Below are 19,500 nucleotides of genomic sequence, written 5' to 3'. Positions count from 1 at the left end.
TGACCCCAGATCACTATGTCGTCGATTCGCATCCACGTACCAAAGCTTAGATGATGTTGTGCTGCAGAAGATATTGATGGACTACGCCCAGCCGCTCGCGGCCGTCGATCAGTTCCAATAGCTTCTGGCGCGCTTTCAATGGAATCGGCAGGATTTCACACCAGCGGTTGGCAACCCAGCCCGCATTGTCGAATTGCATCGGCAGCGCAAACGGGCTGGCGAAATTTGCGCCATGTGTGGCGCGGCTTTTCTTGTCGATGTCGTCAATCACCAGCTTCAAAGTACTGGCACATTGCAGATGTACTTCATCGGGACGGGTTGCCTGATCGGCCTCGATCAGCGTTATTTGCGCTTCCACGCGCTGGTCGGGCAACACCCGTTGCTCCACAATCCGGAACCGCTGGCTGCCTTCGGTGCGCAACATCATCACACCCAGATCCTGCATGTCCCACTCTGTAATCCTGGTCAGGCAGCCGACGCTTTCGGGTTCGGCCGCTTTGCCAACCTCTTGCCCGGATTTGATCAATACCACGCCGAACGGCTGCTCGGTTCTCATGCATTCGCGCAGCATGTCGAGGTAACGGGTTTCAAATACCTTGAGCGGCAGTACGCCGCCGGGAAACAGCACGGTATTGAGTGGGAACAGCGGAATCCAGTGGTTATTTTCGGACATGGTAAAAGAGGGATGTGAAGCGAGTCACGAACTAAAAAGCCAGTTCGTCTAGCCCAGTTCGCGGTGACGTCGCACCACGCGTTCGGAAACCTGGAAATATTGCGCCAGCTGTTCGACCATATACACCGAGCGATGCTGGCCGCCGGTACAACCGATCGCTACCGTCAGATAGCTGCGGTTGTCGTCCTTGAACGCCGGCAGCCATTTCTCGACAAAATTGCGGATGTCGCCGAGCAGGTCGGTTACCTTCGGCAAGTCTTCCAGGAAAGCGATGACGGGCTGATCGCGCCCGGTCAGCGGACGCAGATTGGCGTCGTAATGAGGATTCGGCAGCATGCGCACGTCGAACACCAGGTCGGCATCGAGCGGCACGCCGCGTTTGAAGGCAAACGATTCGAACAGCAAGGTCAGCGGCGCCGGTTCGGTATCGACCAGTTCCTTGATCCAGCTGCGCAGCCGGTTGGCGCTGACGTCGGAAGTGTCGATCGTATGGCCGATACCCTGGATTTCAACCAGCATCTCGCGTTCATTCAAAATGCATTCGGTCAATGTCAGGCGGTCTGCCGGATTCTGGCCCGGCAGCAGGCGGTGCGATAACGGATGGCTGCGGCGGGTTTCGGAAAAGCGGGCAATCAGGGATTCGGTCTGCGCTGTCAGGAAGAACACTTTCACGTCACATCCTTCCGCCTTTAATTGCCGGATGTCCGACGCCAGGCCGGTAAGCGAGTCGGCGCTGCGAGCGTCGGTAGCCACCGCCAGCATTTGCGCGCCCTCATGCTGCCGCGTTGCGACCAGATCCCGCAACAAGGTCGGCGGCAGATTGTCGACGCAAAAATAACCCGCATCTTCGAGCACGCGAAGGGCGACTGATTTGCCGGAGCCGGAGATGCCGGTGATAAGAATTATGCGCATTATTCAATGATACCGTAAGTACGGTAATCGAGAACGTGGGTAGGCACGATGTGCCCATCCTGCAGATTCAGAGATCGCTGTCGCTATCCATCGCAATACGCTGGCGGGCGATAAAATCCTTGAGTGTATCGATGCCGCGTAATTGCAGAATGGTATTGCGTACCGCTGCTTCAAGCAGTACCGCGATATTGCGGCCGGCGGCCACTGGAATGATGACCTTGCGGATCGCCAGCCCCAGCACTTCCTGGTGTTGAGCATCAAGCGGCAGGCGCTCGTAATTTTCTTCCAGGGTGGCGCGCCGCACCAGATGCACAATCAGCTTGAGGCGCATTTTGCGGCGTACCGCGGTTTCGCCGAAGATCGTCTTGATATCGAGCAGGCCCAGGCCGCGTACCTCAAGCAGATTTTGCAGCAAATGCGGGCAGCGTCCCTCGATCATGTTCGGTGCAATGCGGGAAAATTCTACCGCATCGTCGGCCACCAGGCCATGGCTGCGCGAAATCAGTTCCAGCCCCAGTTCGCTTTTGCCGAGGCCTGATTCGCCGGTAATCAGCACGCCAACTCCCAGCACGTCCATGAACACACCGTGCATGGTGATCCGTTGCGCAAGTTTTTTCGACAGGTATACCCGCAGATAATCGATTACCTGCGCTGCCGGCAACGGCGTCGAAAACAGCGGGATATTTTTTTCGTCGCAGATCTCAAGAATGTTCGGCGGCGTCGCCAATCCTTGCGCGATGATGAAGGCGGGTGGTGCGCCGGCCACCAGTTCAGCAGTCTGGTGGACTCGCGAGGCTGGCGAGAGGCGTTGATAGTATTCGGTTTCCTGATGGCCGAAGACCTGGATCCGGCCTGGATGGATCAGGTTCAGATGGCCGACCTGGTCGGCCGCCGAGGCAGCATCGCCGGAAATCAGGCGTTCGCCGCCGGGGAAACCGGCAAACCAGCCTAATTGCAACGATTCACGGTTTTCGTCATACAGCTGCTGAATCGATAAGGGCGTGGAAACGGGCATGGTTGGCGTCTGACTTGGTTAGGTGGCAAAGTAAGATCGCCCGCGGGCGACCCGGACACGATGAGCGCTGTCTTCTTGGAACCAGCAGGTTCCTACACCAAATTATGTAGCATTTTCGGTGCCCATGGGCTGCCAGGCGACGATATGGGCGTGTACCGAGGCCGGATCGGGATCGCTGGCCAGAATGGTGCGGAAGGCATCGCTGGAAAACATTTCAGCGATTTCCGACAGGATTTCCAGATGTTGCTGGGTGACGTTGTCCGGAATCAGCAAAAACACCAGCAAGCTGACCGGTTCGCCGTCCGGCGATTCGAAGGGAATCGGTTCGGCCAGGCGCACAAAGGCGGCCAGCGGCGCTTTCAATCCCTTGACGCGACCATGCGGCACGGCGACGCCGTGGCCAAGGCCGGTAGAACCTAGACGTTCACGCGCAAACAGGTTGTCGGAGACGGTAGAGCGGGCAATCCCGCAATTGTTTTCGAAGAGTAAACCGGCTTGTTCGAAGGCGCGTTTTTTACTGGAGACTTCCAGATCCAGCGCCACATTTTGTGCGGGCAGGATTTTTGCAAGATTAGTCATAATACAAAGTGGTATGCGGCACAATACGGGTGGTTGTGTCTAAGTCAGTGTTCAGGTCAGCATTCAAGTAACCATTCAGGCCACCACTAAAACTGCCGCAGCATATCGAAAACAGGCCAATCTCGGGATTACGCGCTACTGATCGCAATAATGTGATTGTAGCTGTTATTGCAACGTCTCCCCCGGTTCTGGCCCAAGTCAGCATAACTCAGGCTACGGTGTTATTAACTTCCGGCCGTCATTAATGGCGCCCATCTCGGATTATAGACTTGATTCCAGCCAACAACATCAACTTGCGGTCATCGTTTTGGCCGGTTGACCTGAGTTTTTACTTAACTTCAAAGCGTGCAAATATCAGCCAGACGTCGCCATTGCCCTTATTTTGCGACAGGCGGGGCACATAGGATCCCATTAACTTGGCGCCTTTTACGCCCAGCGACACGACTGGTAACGCTATCGGGAACGGAAAGCCGCCGAAATAATCCTGGCGGCTCATCAACATGGCGGTATAGCCGGCGCCTACTTCGACCGGTGTCTTTGGTACATTCCAGATCCATTCATAGGCATAACCAGCCATGACCTGTGGCTTGTAGTGGGAATCGCGGATCGCAAACAGGTACAGGGATTCATCATTGCCGTCTTCATTGCGGATAGTGCGGCCGCCACCCAGGCCCCAGGCCTTTTCATTCAATTCCTCGATGCGCTCTTTCGTATAGGTTCGACGGCCGTGATAGGCGTAACCCGACAGATACACTTCCATGTCGCCGTTTTCGACAATATTGTCGAGCCGGTTTTTGGTCTGTGTGAGAGTTTTGCTGAACCAGCCGGTGGTGTCCGGGGTTTCCTGAGCGTGGGCTGGAGCACCCACAGCGACGAGTGCGGTCATGCAGGATAGCAAAGCGGTGCGTTTGAGAGCGGTAAAACGAGAAAAAATTGTCATGTTTAAAAGAATCCTTTACAGCGAGGTCGTAAGGTAGACGCCGATCCTTTGAACGTCAATAATCCTGACCAATTAATTGTCATTCAGCTATTTAAGTGCTGTCTTTTTGCCACGATTTGTGGCTAACCCCGTAGCTAATTGTTAACTATTGCCGTGCCTGGCGCCAATTCAACGGTGGCTGCGGAGTGGAGAAATTGCTGCGCCATGGATTGATATCGAGACCACCGCGCCGGGTATAGCGCGCGTATACAGACAACTTTTGTGGCGAACAGTTGCGCATCAGGTCCATAAATATCCGTTCGACGCATTGTTCATGGAATTCGTTATGGTCGCGGAAGCTGATCAGGTACTTGAGCAAGCTTTCCTGGTCGATGGCGGCGCCTACATAATGGATCTGCACGCTGCCCCAGTCAGGCTGGCCGGTAACCAGGCAATTCGATTTCAGCAAATGCGATACAAAAGTCTCTTCTACAACAACCTGGTTCGGGTCGCTTTTCAATAGCGATGGGTTTGGCTGGTATTCATTTACTTCAATATCCAGCCGGTCCAGCAGCAAGCCCTGCGGCTCTTGCAGCTTGAGTTCGGAGAAAGCATCTGCAGTTGTCAGGGTGACATGTGCCGGAGCGCCGAAACCAGCCGACAGGTCGGTGCGCAATAGCTGCAGCAACGCATCGGTGTCAGCCAGCTTGGTCTGGTTGAAGGAATTCAGGTACAGCTTGAACGATTTCGATTCGACGATGTTAGGTGAATCCGCCGGCACCGTGAACGTGGCGATAGCGACCTGCGGCTTGCCGCGCAAATTGAGCCAGGATACCTCGTAGGCGTTCCAGATATCGACGCCGAAAAACGGCAGCGTGCCGCTAATGCCGATTTCTTCGCGCTTACCCAGGCGGGCAATCGGAAATAGCAGTGATGGCTGGTATTGCGTCTGGTAGGCGGCGGGTTTGCCTAACGGCGAAGCGTCAGGCGTATTCGGTGTGCTCATGGCGTTTGCTTATGCTTGATAAAGCAGTATTTTGCCAGAAAAGCACGCCGGGCCTGATGTCGCACCTTAAATGCCATGTATCAGAATGTGTTTCGAGGCCGATTTTAGTGTAGGACCTGCTTGCGGTGGCAGCTACCGCAAGCGAGGCTGATAGTTTTAGCCCAGAAACAATTTATAGACCGGATTATTGCTTTCATCCCAATAGCGATAGCCCAGGCCCGCCAGGAATGCGCGGAAAGCTTTCATTTCCTTTTTCGGTACTTGCAGTCCGACCAGGATGCGGCCGACGTCGCCGCCCTGGCTACGATAGTGGAACAGACTGATATTCCAGTCCGGCGCCATCGAATTCAAAAAGCGCATCAGCGCGCCCGGACGCTCCGGGAATTCAAAGCGGTACAGCAATTCGTCTTTCGCCAACGGGCTCTTGCCGCCCACCAGATGCCGCACATGGACCTTGGCCAGTTCGTCATGCGTCAGGTCGAGCGTGTTAAAGCCGTGCTTCTCGAAATTCTTGGCGATCAGGCTAGCTTCTTCACCGCTTGAAGTTTGTACGCCGACAAACACATGGGCGATTTTCTCATCGCTGATGCGATAGTTGAACTCGGTGACGTTGCGCGGCCCGACCAGCTCGCAGAAACGGCGGAAGCTGCCGTGCTCTTCCGGGATGGTGACGGCATACACGACTTCGCGCAATTGGCCGATATCGGCCATTTCGGCGACGAAGCGCAAGCGGTCGAAATTCATGTTGGCGCCGGACGCAATGGTGATCAGGGTTTGGTCCTTGATCGGCTTGCGGGTGCCTTTGGCGCGTTCGACATAGGCTTTGGCGCCAGCCACCGCCAACGCTCCGGACGGTTCCAGAATGCTGCGGGTATCCTGGAAAACGTCTTTGATCGCGGTGCAGACCGCATCGGTATCGACCAGGATCACTTCGTCCACATACATGCGCGCCAGGCGGAATGTTTCTTCACCCACCAGCTTGACTGCAGTACCGTCGGCGAACAGGCCGACATCCGGTAGCGTGACGCGACGGCCGGCCTTCAGGCTGCGCGCCATGGCGTCGGAGTCGGTAGTTTGCACGCCGATGATCTTGATCTCGGGCCGTACCGCTTTGACATAGGCCGCGATGCCGGCAATCAGGCCGCCGCCGCCGATCGGCACGAAGATCGCGTGGATCGGTCCTGCGTGCTGGCGCAGGATTTCCATGCCGATGGTGCCCTGGCCGGCGATCACATGCGGATCGTCGAACGGATGCACGAACGTCAGCTTGAGTTTCTTTTCCAGTGTCAGCGCGTGGTTGTAGGCGTCGGTATAGGAGTCGCCGAACAGTACCACTTCGCCGCCTCGGGCCCGCACCGCGTCGACCTTGACTTGTGGCGTGGTGGTCGGCATCACGATCACGGCGCGGCAGCCGAGCTTGGCGGCAGACAGCGCCAGCCCTTGCGCATGGTTGCCTGCGGAAGCGCAAATCACGCCGCGCTTGAGCTGGGCCGGGGTCAGGCTGGCCATCTTGTTGTAGGCGCCGCGCAATTTGAAACTGAACACGCTTTGCACATCTTCACGCTTGAAATAAATCGGGTTGCCAATGCGTTGCGACAGCGTCGACGCAAATTCAAGCGGGGATTCGACCGCGACATCGTAGACGCGGGCGGTGAGGATTTTCTGCAAATAGTCTGTGGTCATGTTGTTGTCAAATTATGGCTGTCGAGCGCGCCGCGGGCATGGTCGGAAACCAGTCAGAAGCGTGGTCGGCAACAGGATCAGGCCGGAAGGAACAGCGGATCATTATAATGGACGGTTTTTAATCGTCACCAGGTTTTGTCGGCTGCAGCGTAATAATTGCTATCAATCAGTATCAACTACGTCGTGTCAGCTGCGTCGTATGCTGTTGCGCGCACCGCGTCTGCCGTCTCTGAATTGTCCCTATGATCGAATCCGCCGTTTTATGGTTGCTCAAGACACTTGCCGTGCCAACGGTCGGACTGACTTCCGTCTTTATCATCAGTTTTGTCGCCGCGACCTTGCTGCCGCTGGGCTCGGAGCCGGCAGTGTTTGCGGTGATCAAATCCAACGGCACGCTTTTCTGGCCGGTGATTTTCGTCGCAACGCTGGGTAACACGCTGGGTGGTGTGGTCGATTACTGGATGGGCTACGGTGCCAAGCAAGCCTTCGCCCGTGAGCGCGACAGCAAATGGTTCAGCTGGCTGCAGCGCTATGGCGCAAAAACCATGCTGCTAGCCTGGGTGCCGGGCATCGGCGACCCTATCTGCACTTTAGGCGGCTGGCTGAAATTGCCGTTCTGGCCCTCCGTCGTGTACATGGCGATCGGCAAATTCGTCCGCTATATATTGGTGGTCTGGCTGCTGATGCATGTGCCTGACGGTTTTTGGCGGCAAGTTGCGAGCTGGCTGGCGTGAGTCATGCACCATAAATTGCCGTATGGCATCAAATCGCGGACAGGCCAGCCCAAAACATCGCCAGTGTAATCAGCAGTAGTATGAGATATGGCAATACACGCAATGGCCAGGCACGCTTACGAAGCAGATAAGAAATGCCGAAATAAGGGTTTCTTTTTGACAATGATACGTGTGTCATGACATCGCTCCTGAGGTCAGAGAAATCAGCCTTTGCATTGGCCGTAGTCGGCCAATGTGAGGGAAATGCTTTCCAATATTTCGCTGATGATTTGGCTAAACATAAGAGCTCCTGAAAAATGTGGGCATGGATTCATTGTAGATAAAAACTATTAATAAATAAAAATTGATTGTTTTTATTGATTCAATTGGCAATGCCTATCCTGGCATGATCAGTCTCTTGCACTGCACAAATTGGCATGTTGCCGTCGCGAAGTAGCGCGATAAGCTAAAATACTGATCCAGCAGCAGTAGTCAAAGTAGTCAACTTTCCTAGACCAATGAACGCCCCAGTAAAAATCCAGGCATTATTGTCAGATGCGCCACACGGCGCCACTCCCACGCGTTTGCGCGAAATTCCCTACAACTACACCTCGTTTTCCGATCGCGAAATTGTGATCCGGCTACTTGGCGAAGCGTCCTGGCGACTGCTCGACGAACTGCGCAGCAAGCGTCAGACCGGTCGTTCCGCCAGGATGCTGTATGAAGTCCTGGGCGACATCTGGGTGGTGCGGCGCAATCCGTATCTGCAAGATGACATGCTGGACAATCCGAAGCGCCGGCAGGCCCTGATTGACGCGTTGCATCATCGTCTCAGCGAAGTCGACAAGCGCCGCATCGTCACCGACAGGGAAGATGAGGGTGGCGCAGCGCGCGATGCCGTCGGCGATGAAGAAGCGAAACGGCGTAGCGAGAATGTCGAAGCGTTGCTGGCTGCCGCGCGCAAGGCGATTGCCGCTTTCGCCGACGAATTCCGCCAGACCTACGATTTGCGTAAGCGCACCAATAAAATCCTGGGTCGCTACACCGCCAAGGACAACATCAAGTTCGATGGCCTGTCGCGCGTATCGCATGTGACTGACGCCACCGACTGGCGCGTCGAATATCCATTCGTGGTGCTGACGCCCGATAGCGAAGATGAAATGGCCGGGCTGGTCAAGGGCTGTATCGAACTTGGCCTGACCATCATCCCGCGCGGCGGCGGCACCGGCTACACCGGCGGCGCGATTCCGCTGACACCTTTGTCGGCTGTCATCAACACGGAAAAGCTGGAGCAGCTGGGCGCTGTCGAAATGGCCGTGTTGCCAGGCTTGGATAAAGAATACGCGACGATTTATTCCGGCGCCGGCGTGGTGACCAAGCGGGTTTCCGACGCCGCTGAAAAAGCCGGCTTCGTCTTCGCGGTCGATCCGACTTCGGCCGAAGCATCGTGCGTCGGCGGCAATATCGCGATGAATGCCGGCGGCAAGAAAGCCGTGTTGTGGGGCACTGCGCTCGACAACCTGGCCAGCTGGCGCATGGTCGATCCGAACGGCGACTGGCTGGACGTAACCCGTCTCGACCACAACCTGGGCAAGATCCACGACACGCCGTTGGCGCGTTTCCAGCTGGAATGGCGTCACCCGGCTGAAAAAGGCCACCCGAGCGAAAAGCCGTTCAAGACAGAAATACTGGAAATTGCCGGCCGCGTATTCCGCAAGGAAGGCCTGGGCAAAGACGTGACCGACAAATTCCTGGCGGGTTTGCCAGGAATTCAGAAAGAAGGCTGCGACGGCTTGATTACATCCGGCCGTTGGATTCTGCACAAGATGCCGAAGCACACGCGCACCGTCTGCCTGGAATTTTTCGGTCAGGCGCGCGACGCGATTCCTTCGATCGTCGAGATCAAGGATTTCCTCGATGCGGAAACCAAAAAGGGCGGGGCGATCCTGGCCGGCCTGGAGCATCTGGATGAGCGTTATCTGCGCGCGGTAGGCTACACCACCAAGTCGAAACGTGGCGTGTTGCCGAAGATGGCCTTGTTCGGCGATATCGTCGGCGACGATGAAAACGCAGTAGCGCATGCAGCATCGGAAGTGGTGCGCATGGCGAACAACCGGGTCGGTGAAGGTTTCGTCGCGGTCAGCCCGGAAGCACGCAAGAAATTCTGGCTGGACCGTGCCCGCACGGCGGCCATCGCCAAACATACCAACGCCTTCAAGATCAATGAAGACGTGGTGATTCCGCTCAACCGCATGGGCGAGTACACCGACGGTATCGAACGCATCAACATTGAATTGTCGGGCAAGAACAAGCTGCAATTGCTGGGCGAATTGCGCGATTTCCTGCTCAAGGGAAATCTGCCTTTAGGCAAGGGTGACGATGCCGATGGCGACGACATTCCTGCAGCAGAAATCCTGGAAGACCGCGTGCATCAGGCTGAGCAACTGTTAGCCGACGTGCAGGCGCGCTGGACTTATCTGCTGGCGAATCTGGATACGCCGCTCAAGGATGCGAAAGAAGAGCTGGCCGCGTTGGGGCTGGAAAAACTCAGCGCGACATTTGACCAGCGCCTGTTGCAACAACCTGCCGCCACCGTGTTCGACGTGGTGCAGGACCGCACTGTGCGGGTCTCCTGGAAACAGGAAGTACGCGCCTTGCTGCGACAGATTTTCAACGGCGCCTCGTTCAAGCTGATTCTCGACGAGTTCAACGCGATTCACAAGCAGGTCTTGCGTGGTCGCGTATTCGTTGCCTTGCACATGCACGCCGGCGACGGCAACGTGCACACCAACTTGCCGGTCAATTCCGACCACTACGAAATGCTGCAGGATGCGCATGCAGCCGTAGCTCGCATCATGACGCTGGCGCGCTCGCTGGATGGCGTGATTTCGGGCGAACACGGGATCGGTATCACAAAGCTGGAATTCCTGACGGAAGACGAGATCAAGGATTTCCGCAGCTACAAATTACGTGTCGATCCGGAAGGCCGCTTCAACAAGGGCAAGCTGCTGAACCTGCCTGGTTTCGAGGCTGACCTGAGCAACGCCTATACGCCGTCGTTCGGCCTGATGGGACACGAATCGCTGATCATGCAACAAAGCGATATCGGCGCCATCGCCAACAGCGTCAAGGATTGCCTGCGTTGCGGCAAATGCAAACCGGTGTGCGCCACCCACGTGCCGCGCGCCAACCTGCTGTATTCGCCGCGCAACAAGATCCTGGCGACTTCGCTGCTGGTGGAAGCCTTCCTGTATGAAGAGCAAACGCGGCGCGGCATCTCGATCAAGCATTGGGAAGAGTTCGAGGATGTGGCCGATCATTGCACCGTATGCCACAAATGCTTGACGCCATGTCCGGTCGATATCGATTTCGGCGACGTCTCGATGAACATGCGCAACCTGCTGCGCAAGATGAACAAGAAATCGTTCAATCCGGGCACCACTGCCGCCATGTTCTTCCTGAATGCAACCGATCCGGCCACCATCAACATGACCCGTAAAGTCATGACTGACTGGGGCTTCAAGGCACAGCGTCTCGGCAACGACATACTGAAGAAATTCGCCAAGAAGCAGACCAAGAAACCGCCGGCCACGGTAGGCAAGGCGCCGATCAAAGAGCAGGTGATCCACTTCATCAACAAGAAGATGCCGGGTAATCTGCCGAAGAAGACTGCGCGCGCCTTGCTGGACATCGAAGACGACAAGATCGTGCCGATCATCCGTGATCCGAAGAGCACCACGGCGGATACCGAAGCGGTGTTTTACTTCCCCGGCTGCGGTTCCGAGCGTCTGTTCTCGCAAGTGGGATTGGCGACCCAGGCCATGTTGTGGGAGGTCGGCGTGCAAACCGTGCTGCCACCTGGCTATCTGTGCTGCGGTTACCCGCAACGCGGCTCCGGCGATTTCGACAAGGCGGAAAAGATCATCACCGACAATCGCGTGCTGTTCCATCGTATGGCGAATACCCTGAACTACCTCGACATCAAGACCGTCATCGTATCTTGCGGTACTTGCTACGATCAGTTGCAGGGCTATCAGTTCGACAAGATCTTCCCGGGCTGCCGGATTATCGATATCCACGAATACCTGCTTGAGAAAAATCTCAAGCTGGAAGGCGTCAGCGGTACGCGTTACATGTACCACGATCCGTGCCACAGCCCGATGAAATTGCAGGATCCGATGAAGACGGTGAATGCCTTGATCACCACCGACAACGGCGCCAAGATCGAGAAGAACGAACGTTGCTGCGGCGAGTCCGGCACGTTCGGCGTGAGCCGTCCGGATGTCTCGACCCAGGTCCGTTTCCGCAAGGAAGAAGAGATGAACAAGGGCGCGGATAAACTGCGCGCCGATGGTTTTGGCGGTGACGTCAAGATCCTCACTTCCTGCCCGTCTTGCCTGCAAGGTTTGTCGCGCTACAACGATGATTCCGGCACCACCGCCGATTACATCGTGGTGGAAATGGCGCGTCATATCCTGGGCGAGAACTGGTTGCCGGATTATGTGGCGCGCGCCAATAACGGTGGCATCGAGCGGATCCTGGTGTAACCATGACAGAGCATTCGGTTGATTGCGAACTATGCAGCGGCGACGGTGGGGAGATTCTCCACCGCGCCGAAAAATTCCGCGTGGTGCTGGTCGACGATCCCTTGTATCCTGGATTCTGCCGTGTCATCTGGAACGATCATGTGAAGGAAATGACGGATTTGCCGATCGCCGATCGCAGCACTTTAATGGCTGCGGTATGCAAGGTGGAATCTGTCGTGCGCGCCGTCATGCAGCCTGAAAAAATCAACCTGGCCAGCCTCGGCAACATGACGCCGCATGTGCATTGGCATGTGATTCCACGTTATCTGGACGACGCTCATTTCCCTAGTCCGGTGTGGGCGCAAGCCCAGCGGCAACCGCTGCCGGCCAGCCATGCGCAGCGACAGGCATTGCTGGGCGCATTGCGCTCGGCGATATCCGAGCAGTTTTAATCTTATTTAATCTCCCCCGGATAATCTCAATGATCGGTTCCAAACAATCAGCACCTGCGCCAATACCGGTATCATTCACAGTACACAAGCAATCGTGCACGCTGGAAGTCGCCTTCGATGACGGCGCGGTGTTTTCATTGCCGTTTGAATTGATGCGCGTCTATTCGCCATCGGCGGAAGTAAGCGGCCACGGTCCAGGGCAAGAGGTACTGCAAACCGGTAAACGCAATGTCGAAATGGCTGCGCTTGATCCGGTAGGCAATTACGCAGTCAAGCCGACCTTTTCGGATGGGCACGTCAGCGGCATTTATACCTGGGCCTATCTGTACAAACTGGGGCGAGATCAGGAAGCGATGTGGGAAGATTATCTGCAGCGACTGGAAGCCGCCAGTCATACACGCGAAAGCGGACGGGATTTGCCGATGACTAGCAAGACCGCGGGCGGTCATGGTTGTGCGTAACGATCTTGTATAACCAGGCCGGATTCTGTCTTTACAAAATCCGGCCCGCGTTCTCTCTTTAACGCCTCTCACAAGAGTTGTTTACGTTCCTGGTTTTAATTTCCATCTCGTTCAACGCATCGCCGATCGCATGCACCGCCTGCCGCATTTCATCCGGGCCAATCGCGCCGATACAACCCACGCGGAAAGTCTCAGCCTGGGTCAGCTTGCCCGGATACAAAATGAAACCTTTATCGCGCACCCGGTTGTAAAAATTCTTGAACTCGTAATTGGCGCTGTTCGGCGCATGCATGGTGACGATGATAGGCGCCTGGATTTTTGCCGGTAAAAACTGGATTAATCCCAACTCGCGCATACCCGCCATCAAGGTGTCGTAGTTTTTGGTATAGCGCGCCAGCCTTGCCGGCTGGCCGCCTTCCGCAAAAAACTGATTCAAGGCCTGATGGAAGGCAACCACGATATGCGTCGGCGGCGTGAAGCGCCATTGCGTGGTCTTTTCCATGTAAGTCCACTGGTCGTACAAATCGAGCGACAAAGACCTTGAGTTGCCTGCGCATTTTTCCAATACGCTCTTGCGTGCAATCACAAAGCCCATGCCTGGCGGACCTTCGATGCATTTGCCGCTGGCCGCGATCAGCGCATCGAAACTGATTTTCGCCGCGTCGATTTCCAGCGCGCCAAAGGAACTCATGGCGTCAATGATCAGGCTCTTCTTGTACTGCGCTACCACCTCGGCGATTTCTTGCAATGGATTCAGGATGCCGGTGCTGGTTTCGCAATGGATCACACCCACGTGCGTGATGCTACGATCGTTGCTCAGCACACGCTCGACGTCGGCGGCGGTGGTAGGCACGTCCTCGGCGGTTTCGAATACAGTTACCTGGCGTCCCATCATCTCGACGATTTTTGCCATGCGCTTGCCGTAGGCGCCGTTGATCAGCACCAGCATGTGGCCGTTACGCGGCAGCAGCGTGTTGATCGCCGCTTCGATCGAAAACGTGCCGCTGCCCTGCATCGGCACACACACATGCGTCTCGTGGGCGTTCGCGATGTCCAGCAATTGCTGGCGCACCTTGCCGGTGATGGCATTGAATGATGCATCCCATGAACCCCAGTCCTGCAGCATCGCGCTTTTGGTGGCGAGCGACGTGGTCAATGGGCCTGGGGTCAGAAGAATCGGGTCGCGGCTTTGCAGGCTCATGATATTTCCTTTGGTTTGATGCGAGTGTTAGTCGAATATTGAATAGATGTAAGATGTCGCTTGATCAGGTCTGGCGCCAGCTTTGCGCTTTCTTTAGCAGCACGCGTGTAATCAATGCGTACAGCAGGCAGACGATGGCGGAAGTCAGTACGATCAACGTTCCCATCGCCGCTGCCGGGCCGATTTTGCCCTCGGCTTCCAGATTCAGCAGCGCCACCGATGCCAGTGTGGTGTCGGGAGAGTACAGAAACACCACTGCCGAAATGGTGGTCATGGCATTGATGAACAGGTAGCGGCCGATGTCCAGGATCGCCGGCAGGCAAACCGGCACCGTCACCCGCAGAAAAGTTTTATAGAAGGGCACCTTGAGTGATGCCGATACCGCTTCGAACTCGTTGTCTATCGCCTTCAAGGCAGTGACAGCAGTCAGGTAACTGGAGGTGAAGTAATGCACCACCGTCGACAACACCAGGATCGCCATGCTGCGATACAGGAAATTCAAAGGATTGTCGGGATGGTTGAAGAACATGATGTAACCCAGGCCGAGTACCAGTCCCGGTACACCCATAGGCAGCATGGCCAACAGGCGGAACACAGGGCGCGCCGCGTCCATGCCGCGCGTCTTTTCGACCAGGTAGGCACTACCGAAAATCAGGACTATGCCGCTGACAACCACATAGCCCGCCAACCGCAAGCTATTGAAATACGATTCCAGGATGCCGTCCTGGATCAGGCCGAAATAATAGTGGTCCCAAACCAGCGTCAGGTTGTAAGGCCACAGCTTGATGAAAGAGGTGTACACCGCCATGCCCAATACCGACAGCAGCAGAAAGCAGACCAGGCCGCAGTAGCAGAACATCAAGGCATCGAACAGGCGATGGCGCTTGGGCACAAACGGTACGGCGCGTGCCGATAGCTGCGATTGCAATTTACGCCGGATGGTAAAGTCGATAGCAAACGCCATCAACGCCGGCAATAGCAGCAGCAAGCTGACCACCGCACCTTTGTTGAAATTCTGCTGGCCGATGACCAGTTGATATACATCGATCGCCAACACATTGAAATCGCCGCCGATGACTTTTGGTACGCCGAAATCGTTGACGGTGAAAGTAAACACTACCAGCATTGCACTGATCAACCCGTACTTGGCGCCGGGCAGGGTGATGGTCCGGAATTTGCGGAAGCGGCTGGTGCCGAGCGATTCCGCCACTTCATACAAGCGGCCGTCAGCCAGCGATAGTGCAGTAATCAAAATCATCAAGGCGTGCGGAAACACGGCATAGCATTCGCTGATGATGATACCGATCGGACCATAGATAGAAGCGCCGCCCAGTAAACCCTTCAGCGCGCCCTGGGTGCCGAACCACTGCACGAACGAGATGGCGGCCAGCAGCGACGGCGCCAGGATCGGGATCAGCGATAGCGTACGGAAAAAGCGTTTGAACGGCATCATGCTGCGCGTCAGCGCATAGGCAAAAGTGAAGGCCGCCGGGATCACCAGCGCCGTCACCGATATCGCAATGAATAATGTATTCAGCACCGATTGCCGCAGTGCCGGCGTCGACATGTAGTCGGTGAACTGGCGCAGCCCGACAAAAGCGCCGTCCTTGTCTTGCACGCTTTGGATAAGGATCATCAGCACCGGCATCAGCAGGAATATCGCCAGTCCGGCGCAGACCAGCAATAGCAAGCCATGCGCAATCCGTTCATGCCAGTGGCTTTGCTGGCGGCCGCCAACGGTTTTGCCGCCGCTGGCAGTAAGCGGCGTCAGGTTGAGTGCGCTGGCCGGCCTGTTCATGCCGCCACCGTCTGCGCCTGTTCGTGATCCGGGTACACGCGGATGCGCTCCGGCAGCAATCCGTACCGCAGCTTGCTGCCGATGCCCAGATCAAGTTCTTTCAGCAGATTGAGTGACATCGAAGCCACCACCGGTTGCTGTTCCATGCCGTCCAGCACCACCGTCAGGTAACTGAATGCACCCAGGAACTCTATTTTCTTCACTTCCGCCATGGCGTGATTGTGAGTACGCTGTTCGACGCTGCGGGCGACAAAATCCTCGGGCCGCAAATATACTTTGACCGGTTGGCCCGCCGGGATGTGATCGACCCGCGATTCGCAATTGAAATCCAGTTTGCCGATGCGGAAATGGCCGTCGCCAAGCGAAATGCCGCGCAAGATATTCACCTTGCCGACGAAAGAAGCAACGAAGGGCGAGCCCGGTTGCAGATAAATGTCTTGCGGGCTGCCGCATTGTTCGATGGCGCCGTGATTCATGACCACGATGCGATCGGCCATGGTCAAGGCTTCCTCCTGGTCGTGGGTCACCATGATGGTGGTGACGCCCAGGCGTTGCTGCAGCTGACGGATTTCGCTGCGCAGGCGAACCCGCTCCAGTGCATCCAGGGCTGACAGCGGCTCATCCAGCAACAGCAGGCCGGGAGAGGTCGCCAAGGCCCGCACCAGCGCAATCCGCTGTTGCTGGCCGCCGGACAATTGTCCCGGGAATTTCTTGCCGCTGGTGGGCAAGCCTGCCAGCGTCAGCAACTCCTGGACCCGTTCCGCAGTGGCGCTGCGGCTCTGACGCCGGTTGACCAGGCCGTAGGCGACATTGTCGGCGATGGTCAGGTTGGGAAACAGCGCATAGGACTGGAACACGATGCCATAGTCGCGCTTGATAGGTGCTAGCCAGGAGATGTCTTTGCCGCCCTGGACGATGCGTCCCTGGTCTTGGCTTTCCAGGCCGGCAATGATGCGCAGCAGGGTAGTCTTGCCACAACCGGACGGCCCCAGGAAACAGACGAACTCGCCTTCCGCAACAGTCAGGTTGATGTCGCGCAGCGCATGAAAGCTGCCGAACGATTTCGAGATGTTTTCCAGCGCCAGATAAGGCTTGGACGCTAGGCAAGGATTCTGCTGAGACATGATGCTGCTCTCCCGGGTAGTCACGAATGGCGAAGCGTTACTTCTTTTCCGCCTTGGAGTTGTAACGTGTGCCCCATTCAGCCAGGATACGCTCGCGGTTCTTGGCCGACCAGTTGAAGTCGTTAGGCGTGATCAGCAGTTTTTCGTAATTATCAGGAATACCCTCGACTTTTTTGGCGATGCCGGGATAGGCAACGATGGCCCACCAGTTGGAGCTGACCTGGTTAGCTTCCTTGCTGCTCATCCAGTCGACCAGTTTCTTCGCTGCATCCAGGTTTTTGGCGCCCTTCATGATGCCGCTGGCTTCCACATCCCAGCCTAGGCCTTCTTTCGGGAAAATCAACTCGATCGGGGCGCCGCTGCGTTTTACCTGATGGCCACGGAATTCAAATGAAATGCCGATAGGAAATTCGCCGGTGCCGGCCATGGTGCAAGGTTTGGAGCCGGAGTGGGTATATTGGGCGATGTTCTGATGCAGGGCATCCATGTACTTCCAGCCGTTGGCTTCACCGAACATCTGCAACCAGGCTGTGACATCCAGGTAACCAGTACCGCTGGATGCCGGATGCGGCATGACGATCTGGCCCTTATAGATCGGCTTGGCCAAATCTTGCCAGCTGGTCGGCTTTGGCAAGTTCAGTTTCTTGGCTTCTACCGTATTGAAGCAAATGGTCGCGCCCCAGACATCCATGCCAACCCAGGATGGCGGCCGGGCGCTATCTACGTAGGCCGGATTGAGCTGTTTCATGCCGGTCGGCTCGTACGGCAGCAACATGCCTTCCTGGCCCAGCAAGGCCAGGCTGGTGGCGGCCAGGCCGACCACTACATCGGCCTGCGGATTGTTCTTTTCAGCCAGCAATTTGGCAGTGACAACACCGGTAGAGTCGCGCACCCAACGGATTTCGACAGTCGGATTGGCTTTCTCGAAACCGTCCTTATACTGTTTCATGGCATCGGTTTCCAGCGCGGTATACACCAGCAGCGAGGTTTTAGACTGGGCCAGGCTGCTGGCTGCCGTCAGGGCAAGGCCGGCGCCTAGCAGGACTGTTACAACTCCGGCTACTGCGCTTGTGCGCAGGATTCGTGTAAATTGCTGTTTCATTGCCATCTCCTCAGATGTTGAGCAAATCGTCTACCGTGATGCCGCCAATGTCGAAACCTGATCAATCTGCTGCGGGGTGCTGTCTTTTATTTCTTTTTTGATGTTTTTTTATTACATCATGTTTTATGTATTTTGTTGACAATCTACACGTTGTTAAATTAAAGTGCAATCACCATCTCAAAAAAAGATCTGCCATGACCAATAACCGCACCATGAACACCATCGCCCTGGTTCAGAAAAACTCGCTGCCGTCGCTAGTTCAGAAAGAGCTGGAGCGCATGATCCTGAGCGGCGATCTGGTCGCCGGCGACAAGCTCAATGAAGTCTCGCTGGCGGAAATGCTAGGGGTCTCACGCGGCCCGGTGCGTGAGGCGTTCCGGGCGCTGGAAGAGGCGGGGCTGGTCCAGCAGGAAAAGAATTGTGGCGTCTTCGTGCGCCAGATCTCGGTCGAAGAAGCCGATGAAATCTATGAGGTGCGAGCCGCACTGGATGAGCTGATCGGTCGCAAGCTGGCGGGGACCATCAAGCCGGCCCAGGTGCAGGAGTTACGCACGCTGCTTGATCGCATGGATGGCATGGTGGCGCTGGGCGACGTCGATGGTTACCTGAAGTTGAATCTGAACTTCCATGACTCGCTTGTGCAATTCACCGCCAACAAGAAGCTGTTGCATACCTATCGGCGTCTGGTCAACGAACTCAATCTGTTCCGCCGCTCGGCGCTGGCGCAAAAGGGCAGCCTGCCGACTTCCACCACTGAGCATCACAAGATCGTCGACGCCATCGCCAGTGGTGACTCGCAAGCCGCAGGCGACATCATGCGCGAACACGCAGTTGCCGGACGCAACCGCATGCACAAGGCGCAAGCGCAAGCCACCGTCGGTGCTGGCAGCACTGTTCCTGCAGTCAACTAACTGATCGTAGCTCGTCGACTCACAGCGAAAGAGAAGCATGTCCGATACCAAGACCCTCAACGTAAATGGCCGCAGCTATTCATGGATGAAGCAGCCTGTCGTCGTTGTCTGTGTCGACGGCTGTGAACAGGAATACATCAATCAGGCGATTCAAGCCGGCGTCACGCCGTTTCTTAAAAAAATGGTGGCGCAAGGCACCGTGCTTACCGGTGATTGTGTTGTACCGAGCTTTACCAATCCGAACAATCTGTCGATCGTGACCGGCGCGCCGCCTTCCGTGCACGGCATCTGCGGTAACTATTTCCTGGATCGCGAAGCGAATCAGGAAGTCATGATGAATGACGCCAAATACCTGCGCGCCGGCACCATATTCGAGGCCTTCTCCAACGCCGGAGCCAAGGTCGCCGTGATCACTGCCAAAGACA

Annotated in this window: 17 protein-coding genes; 6 read left to right on the top strand and 11 right to left on the bottom strand. The window is 56.2% G+C overall.

The genetic code is table 11. From position 1 onward, the window contains the following. Nucleotides 1-46 precede the first annotated feature (46 nt). From BM029_RS19390 to ilvA, 7 genes are all read right to left on the bottom strand, one after another. Nucleotides 47-673: an LON peptidase substrate-binding domain-containing protein gene (locus tag BM029_RS19390; protein WP_092438824.1), complete on the bottom strand. Its 627-nt coding sequence runs from the start codon at nucleotides 671-673 to the stop codon at nucleotides 47-49. A 48-nt stretch (nucleotides 674-721) separates the two neighbouring features. Beyond that, nucleotides 722-1,585: an RNase adapter RapZ gene (gene rapZ / locus BM029_RS19385; protein WP_092438822.1), complete on the bottom strand. Its 864-nt coding sequence runs from the start codon at nucleotides 1,583-1,585 to the stop codon at nucleotides 722-724. Between the two features lie 67 nt (nucleotides 1,586-1,652). Next, complete coding sequence (gene hprK, locus BM029_RS19380) at nucleotides 1,653-2,600, bottom strand: HPr(Ser) kinase/phosphatase (protein ID WP_092414262.1); 948 nt, start codon at nucleotides 2,598-2,600, stop codon at nucleotides 1,653-1,655. Between the two features lie 102 nt (nucleotides 2,601-2,702). Next, entirely contained in the window at nucleotides 2,703-3,179 is a 477-nt protein-coding gene (locus tag BM029_RS19375; protein ID WP_092414263.1) for a PTS sugar transporter subunit IIA, read from the bottom strand. Between the two features lie 328 nt (nucleotides 3,180-3,507). Continuing rightward, the gene (locus tag BM029_RS19370) at nucleotides 3,508-4,119 is read right to left on the bottom strand and encodes a hypothetical protein (protein ID WP_092438820.1); all 612 of its coding nucleotides are present in this window, start codon (nucleotides 4,117-4,119) and stop codon (nucleotides 3,508-3,510) included. Nucleotides 4,120-4,264: 145 nt separating this feature from the next. Then, a complete protein-coding gene (gene queF, locus BM029_RS19365) occupies nucleotides 4,265-5,104 on the bottom strand; it encodes an NADPH-dependent 7-cyano-7-deazaguanine reductase QueF (protein ID WP_092438819.1) in 840 nt (279 codons plus the stop codon). A gap of 156 nt (nucleotides 5,105-5,260) precedes the next feature. Continuing rightward, nucleotides 5,261-6,787: a threonine ammonia-lyase, biosynthetic gene (gene ilvA / locus BM029_RS19360; protein ID WP_092438817.1), complete on the bottom strand. Its 1,527-nt coding sequence runs from the start codon at nucleotides 6,785-6,787 to the stop codon at nucleotides 5,261-5,263. A gap of 242 nt (nucleotides 6,788-7,029) precedes the next feature. Between ilvA and BM029_RS19355 the strand changes: the two genes are divergently transcribed. The 4 genes from BM029_RS19355 to BM029_RS19340 all read left to right on the top strand — a co-directional run bounded on the left by BM029_RS19355 (nucleotide 7,030) and on the right by BM029_RS19340 (nucleotide 12,939). Beyond that, nucleotides 7,030-7,521, top strand: a complete 492-nt coding sequence (locus BM029_RS19355) for a YqaA family protein (RefSeq protein ID WP_092438816.1) — start codon at nucleotides 7,030-7,032, stop codon at nucleotides 7,519-7,521. 497 nt (nucleotides 7,522-8,018) lie between these two features. Then, entirely contained in the window at nucleotides 8,019-12,047 is a 4,029-nt protein-coding gene (locus tag BM029_RS19350; RefSeq protein WP_092438814.1) for a DUF3683 domain-containing protein, read from the top strand. A gap of 2 nt (nucleotides 12,048-12,049) precedes the next feature. Further along, nucleotides 12,050-12,478: an HIT family protein gene (locus BM029_RS19345; protein WP_092438812.1), complete on the top strand. Its 429-nt coding sequence runs from the start codon at nucleotides 12,050-12,052 to the stop codon at nucleotides 12,476-12,478. Between the two features lie 29 nt (nucleotides 12,479-12,507). Then, nucleotides 12,508-12,939, top strand: coding sequence for a gamma-butyrobetaine hydroxylase family protein (locus BM029_RS19340; RefSeq protein ID WP_092438810.1), 432 nt, complete (start codon nucleotides 12,508-12,510; stop codon nucleotides 12,937-12,939). A gap of 58 nt (nucleotides 12,940-12,997) precedes the next feature. Here the strand turns inward: BM029_RS19340 and BM029_RS19335 are convergent, their stop codons facing one another. From BM029_RS19335 to BM029_RS19320, 4 genes are all read right to left on the bottom strand, one after another. Beyond that, nucleotides 12,998-14,140 carry a 2-aminoethylphosphonate--pyruvate transaminase gene (locus tag BM029_RS19335; RefSeq protein WP_092438808.1) on the bottom strand — a complete coding sequence of 381 codons (1,143 nt, stop codon included), beginning with the start codon at nucleotides 14,138-14,140 and terminating at the stop codon, nucleotides 12,998-13,000. Between the two features lie 64 nt (nucleotides 14,141-14,204). Next, nucleotides 14,205-15,938 carry a putative 2-aminoethylphosphonate ABC transporter permease subunit gene (locus BM029_RS19330; RefSeq protein ID WP_170851145.1) on the bottom strand — a complete coding sequence of 578 codons (1,734 nt, stop codon included), beginning with the start codon at nucleotides 15,936-15,938 and terminating at the stop codon, nucleotides 14,205-14,207. Next, nucleotides 15,935-17,062, bottom strand: a complete 1,128-nt coding sequence (locus BM029_RS19325; RefSeq protein ID WP_092438806.1) for a putative 2-aminoethylphosphonate ABC transporter ATP-binding protein — start codon at nucleotides 17,060-17,062, stop codon at nucleotides 15,935-15,937. The genes BM029_RS19330 and BM029_RS19325 overlap by 4 nt, the downstream gene beginning before the upstream one ends. Before the next feature lie 37 nt (nucleotides 17,063-17,099). Further along, nucleotides 17,100-18,164: a putative 2-aminoethylphosphonate ABC transporter substrate-binding protein gene (locus tag BM029_RS19320; RefSeq protein ID WP_092438804.1), complete on the bottom strand. Its 1,065-nt coding sequence runs from the start codon at nucleotides 18,162-18,164 to the stop codon at nucleotides 17,100-17,102. 194 nt (nucleotides 18,165-18,358) lie between these two features. On the opposite strand from BM029_RS19320, the gene BM029_RS19315 reads away from it, so the two are divergent. Next, nucleotides 18,359-19,075 (top strand): phosphonate utilization associated transcriptional regulator, encoded by a 717-nt coding sequence (locus BM029_RS19315; RefSeq protein ID WP_170851144.1) that lies wholly within the window; start codon nucleotides 18,359-18,361, stop codon nucleotides 19,073-19,075. A 37-nt stretch (nucleotides 19,076-19,112) separates the two neighbouring features. Next, the coding region (locus tag BM029_RS19310) for an alkaline phosphatase family protein (protein ID WP_170851143.1) at nucleotides 19,113-19,500 on the top strand (388 nt) is incomplete at its 3' end.

It is taken from the genome of Collimonas sp. OK607, assembly GCF_900111995.1.
Lineage (GTDB): Bacteria > Pseudomonadota > Gammaproteobacteria > Burkholderiales > Burkholderiaceae_D > Collimonas.
This window is presented reverse-complemented; position numbering and strand designations above follow the sequence as displayed.

Bases quoted from the DNA above. Each gene is read 5' to 3' on its own strand.
- BM029_RS19315 (WP_170851144.1), top strand. From the start codon at position 18,359: ATGACCAATAACCGCACCATGAACACCATCGCCCTGGTTCAGAAAAAC.
- ilvA (WP_092438817.1), bottom strand. From the start codon at position 6,787: ATGACCACAGACTATTTGCAGAAAATCCTCACCGCCCGCGTCTACGAT.
- BM029_RS19375 (WP_092414263.1), bottom strand. From the start codon at position 3,179: ATGACTAATCTTGCAAAAATCCTGCCCGCACAAAATGTGGCGCTGGAT.
- BM029_RS19350 (WP_092438814.1), top strand. From the start codon at position 8,019: ATGAACGCCCCAGTAAAAATCCAGGCATTATTGTCAGATGCGCCACAC.
- queF (WP_092438819.1), bottom strand. From the start codon at position 5,104: ATGAGCACACCGAATACGCCTGACGCTTCGCCGTTAGGCAAACCCGCC.
- BM029_RS19370 (WP_092438820.1), bottom strand. From the start codon at position 4,119: ATGACAATTTTTTCTCGTTTTACCGCTCTCAAACGCACCGCTTTGCTA.
- BM029_RS19345 (WP_092438812.1), top strand. From the start codon at position 12,050: ATGACAGAGCATTCGGTTGATTGCGAACTATGCAGCGGCGACGGTGGG.
- BM029_RS19340 (WP_092438810.1), top strand. From the start codon at position 12,508: ATGATCGGTTCCAAACAATCAGCACCTGCGCCAATACCGGTATCATTC.
- BM029_RS19320 (WP_092438804.1), bottom strand. From the start codon at position 18,164: ATGAAACAGCAATTTACACGAATCCTGCGCACAAGCGCAGTAGCCGGA.
- BM029_RS19325 (WP_092438806.1), bottom strand. From the start codon at position 17,062: ATGTCTCAGCAGAATCCTTGCCTAGCGTCCAAGCCTTATCTGGCGCTG.
- BM029_RS19330 (WP_170851145.1), bottom strand. From the start codon at position 15,938: ATGAACAGGCCGGCCAGCGCACTCAACCTGACGCCGCTTACTGCCAGC.
- hprK (WP_092414262.1), bottom strand. From the start codon at position 2,600: ATGCCCGTTTCCACGCCCTTATCGATTCAGCAGCTGTATGACGAAAAC.
- BM029_RS19390 (WP_092438824.1), bottom strand. From the start codon at position 673: ATGTCCGAAAATAACCACTGGATTCCGCTGTTCCCACTCAATACCGTG.
- rapZ (WP_092438822.1), bottom strand. From the start codon at position 1,585: ATGCGCATAATTCTTATCACCGGCATCTCCGGCTCCGGCAAATCAGTC.
- BM029_RS19335 (WP_092438808.1), bottom strand. From the start codon at position 14,140: ATGAGCCTGCAAAGCCGCGACCCGATTCTTCTGACCCCAGGCCCATTG.
- BM029_RS19355 (WP_092438816.1), top strand. From the start codon at position 7,030: ATGATCGAATCCGCCGTTTTATGGTTGCTCAAGACACTTGCCGTGCCA.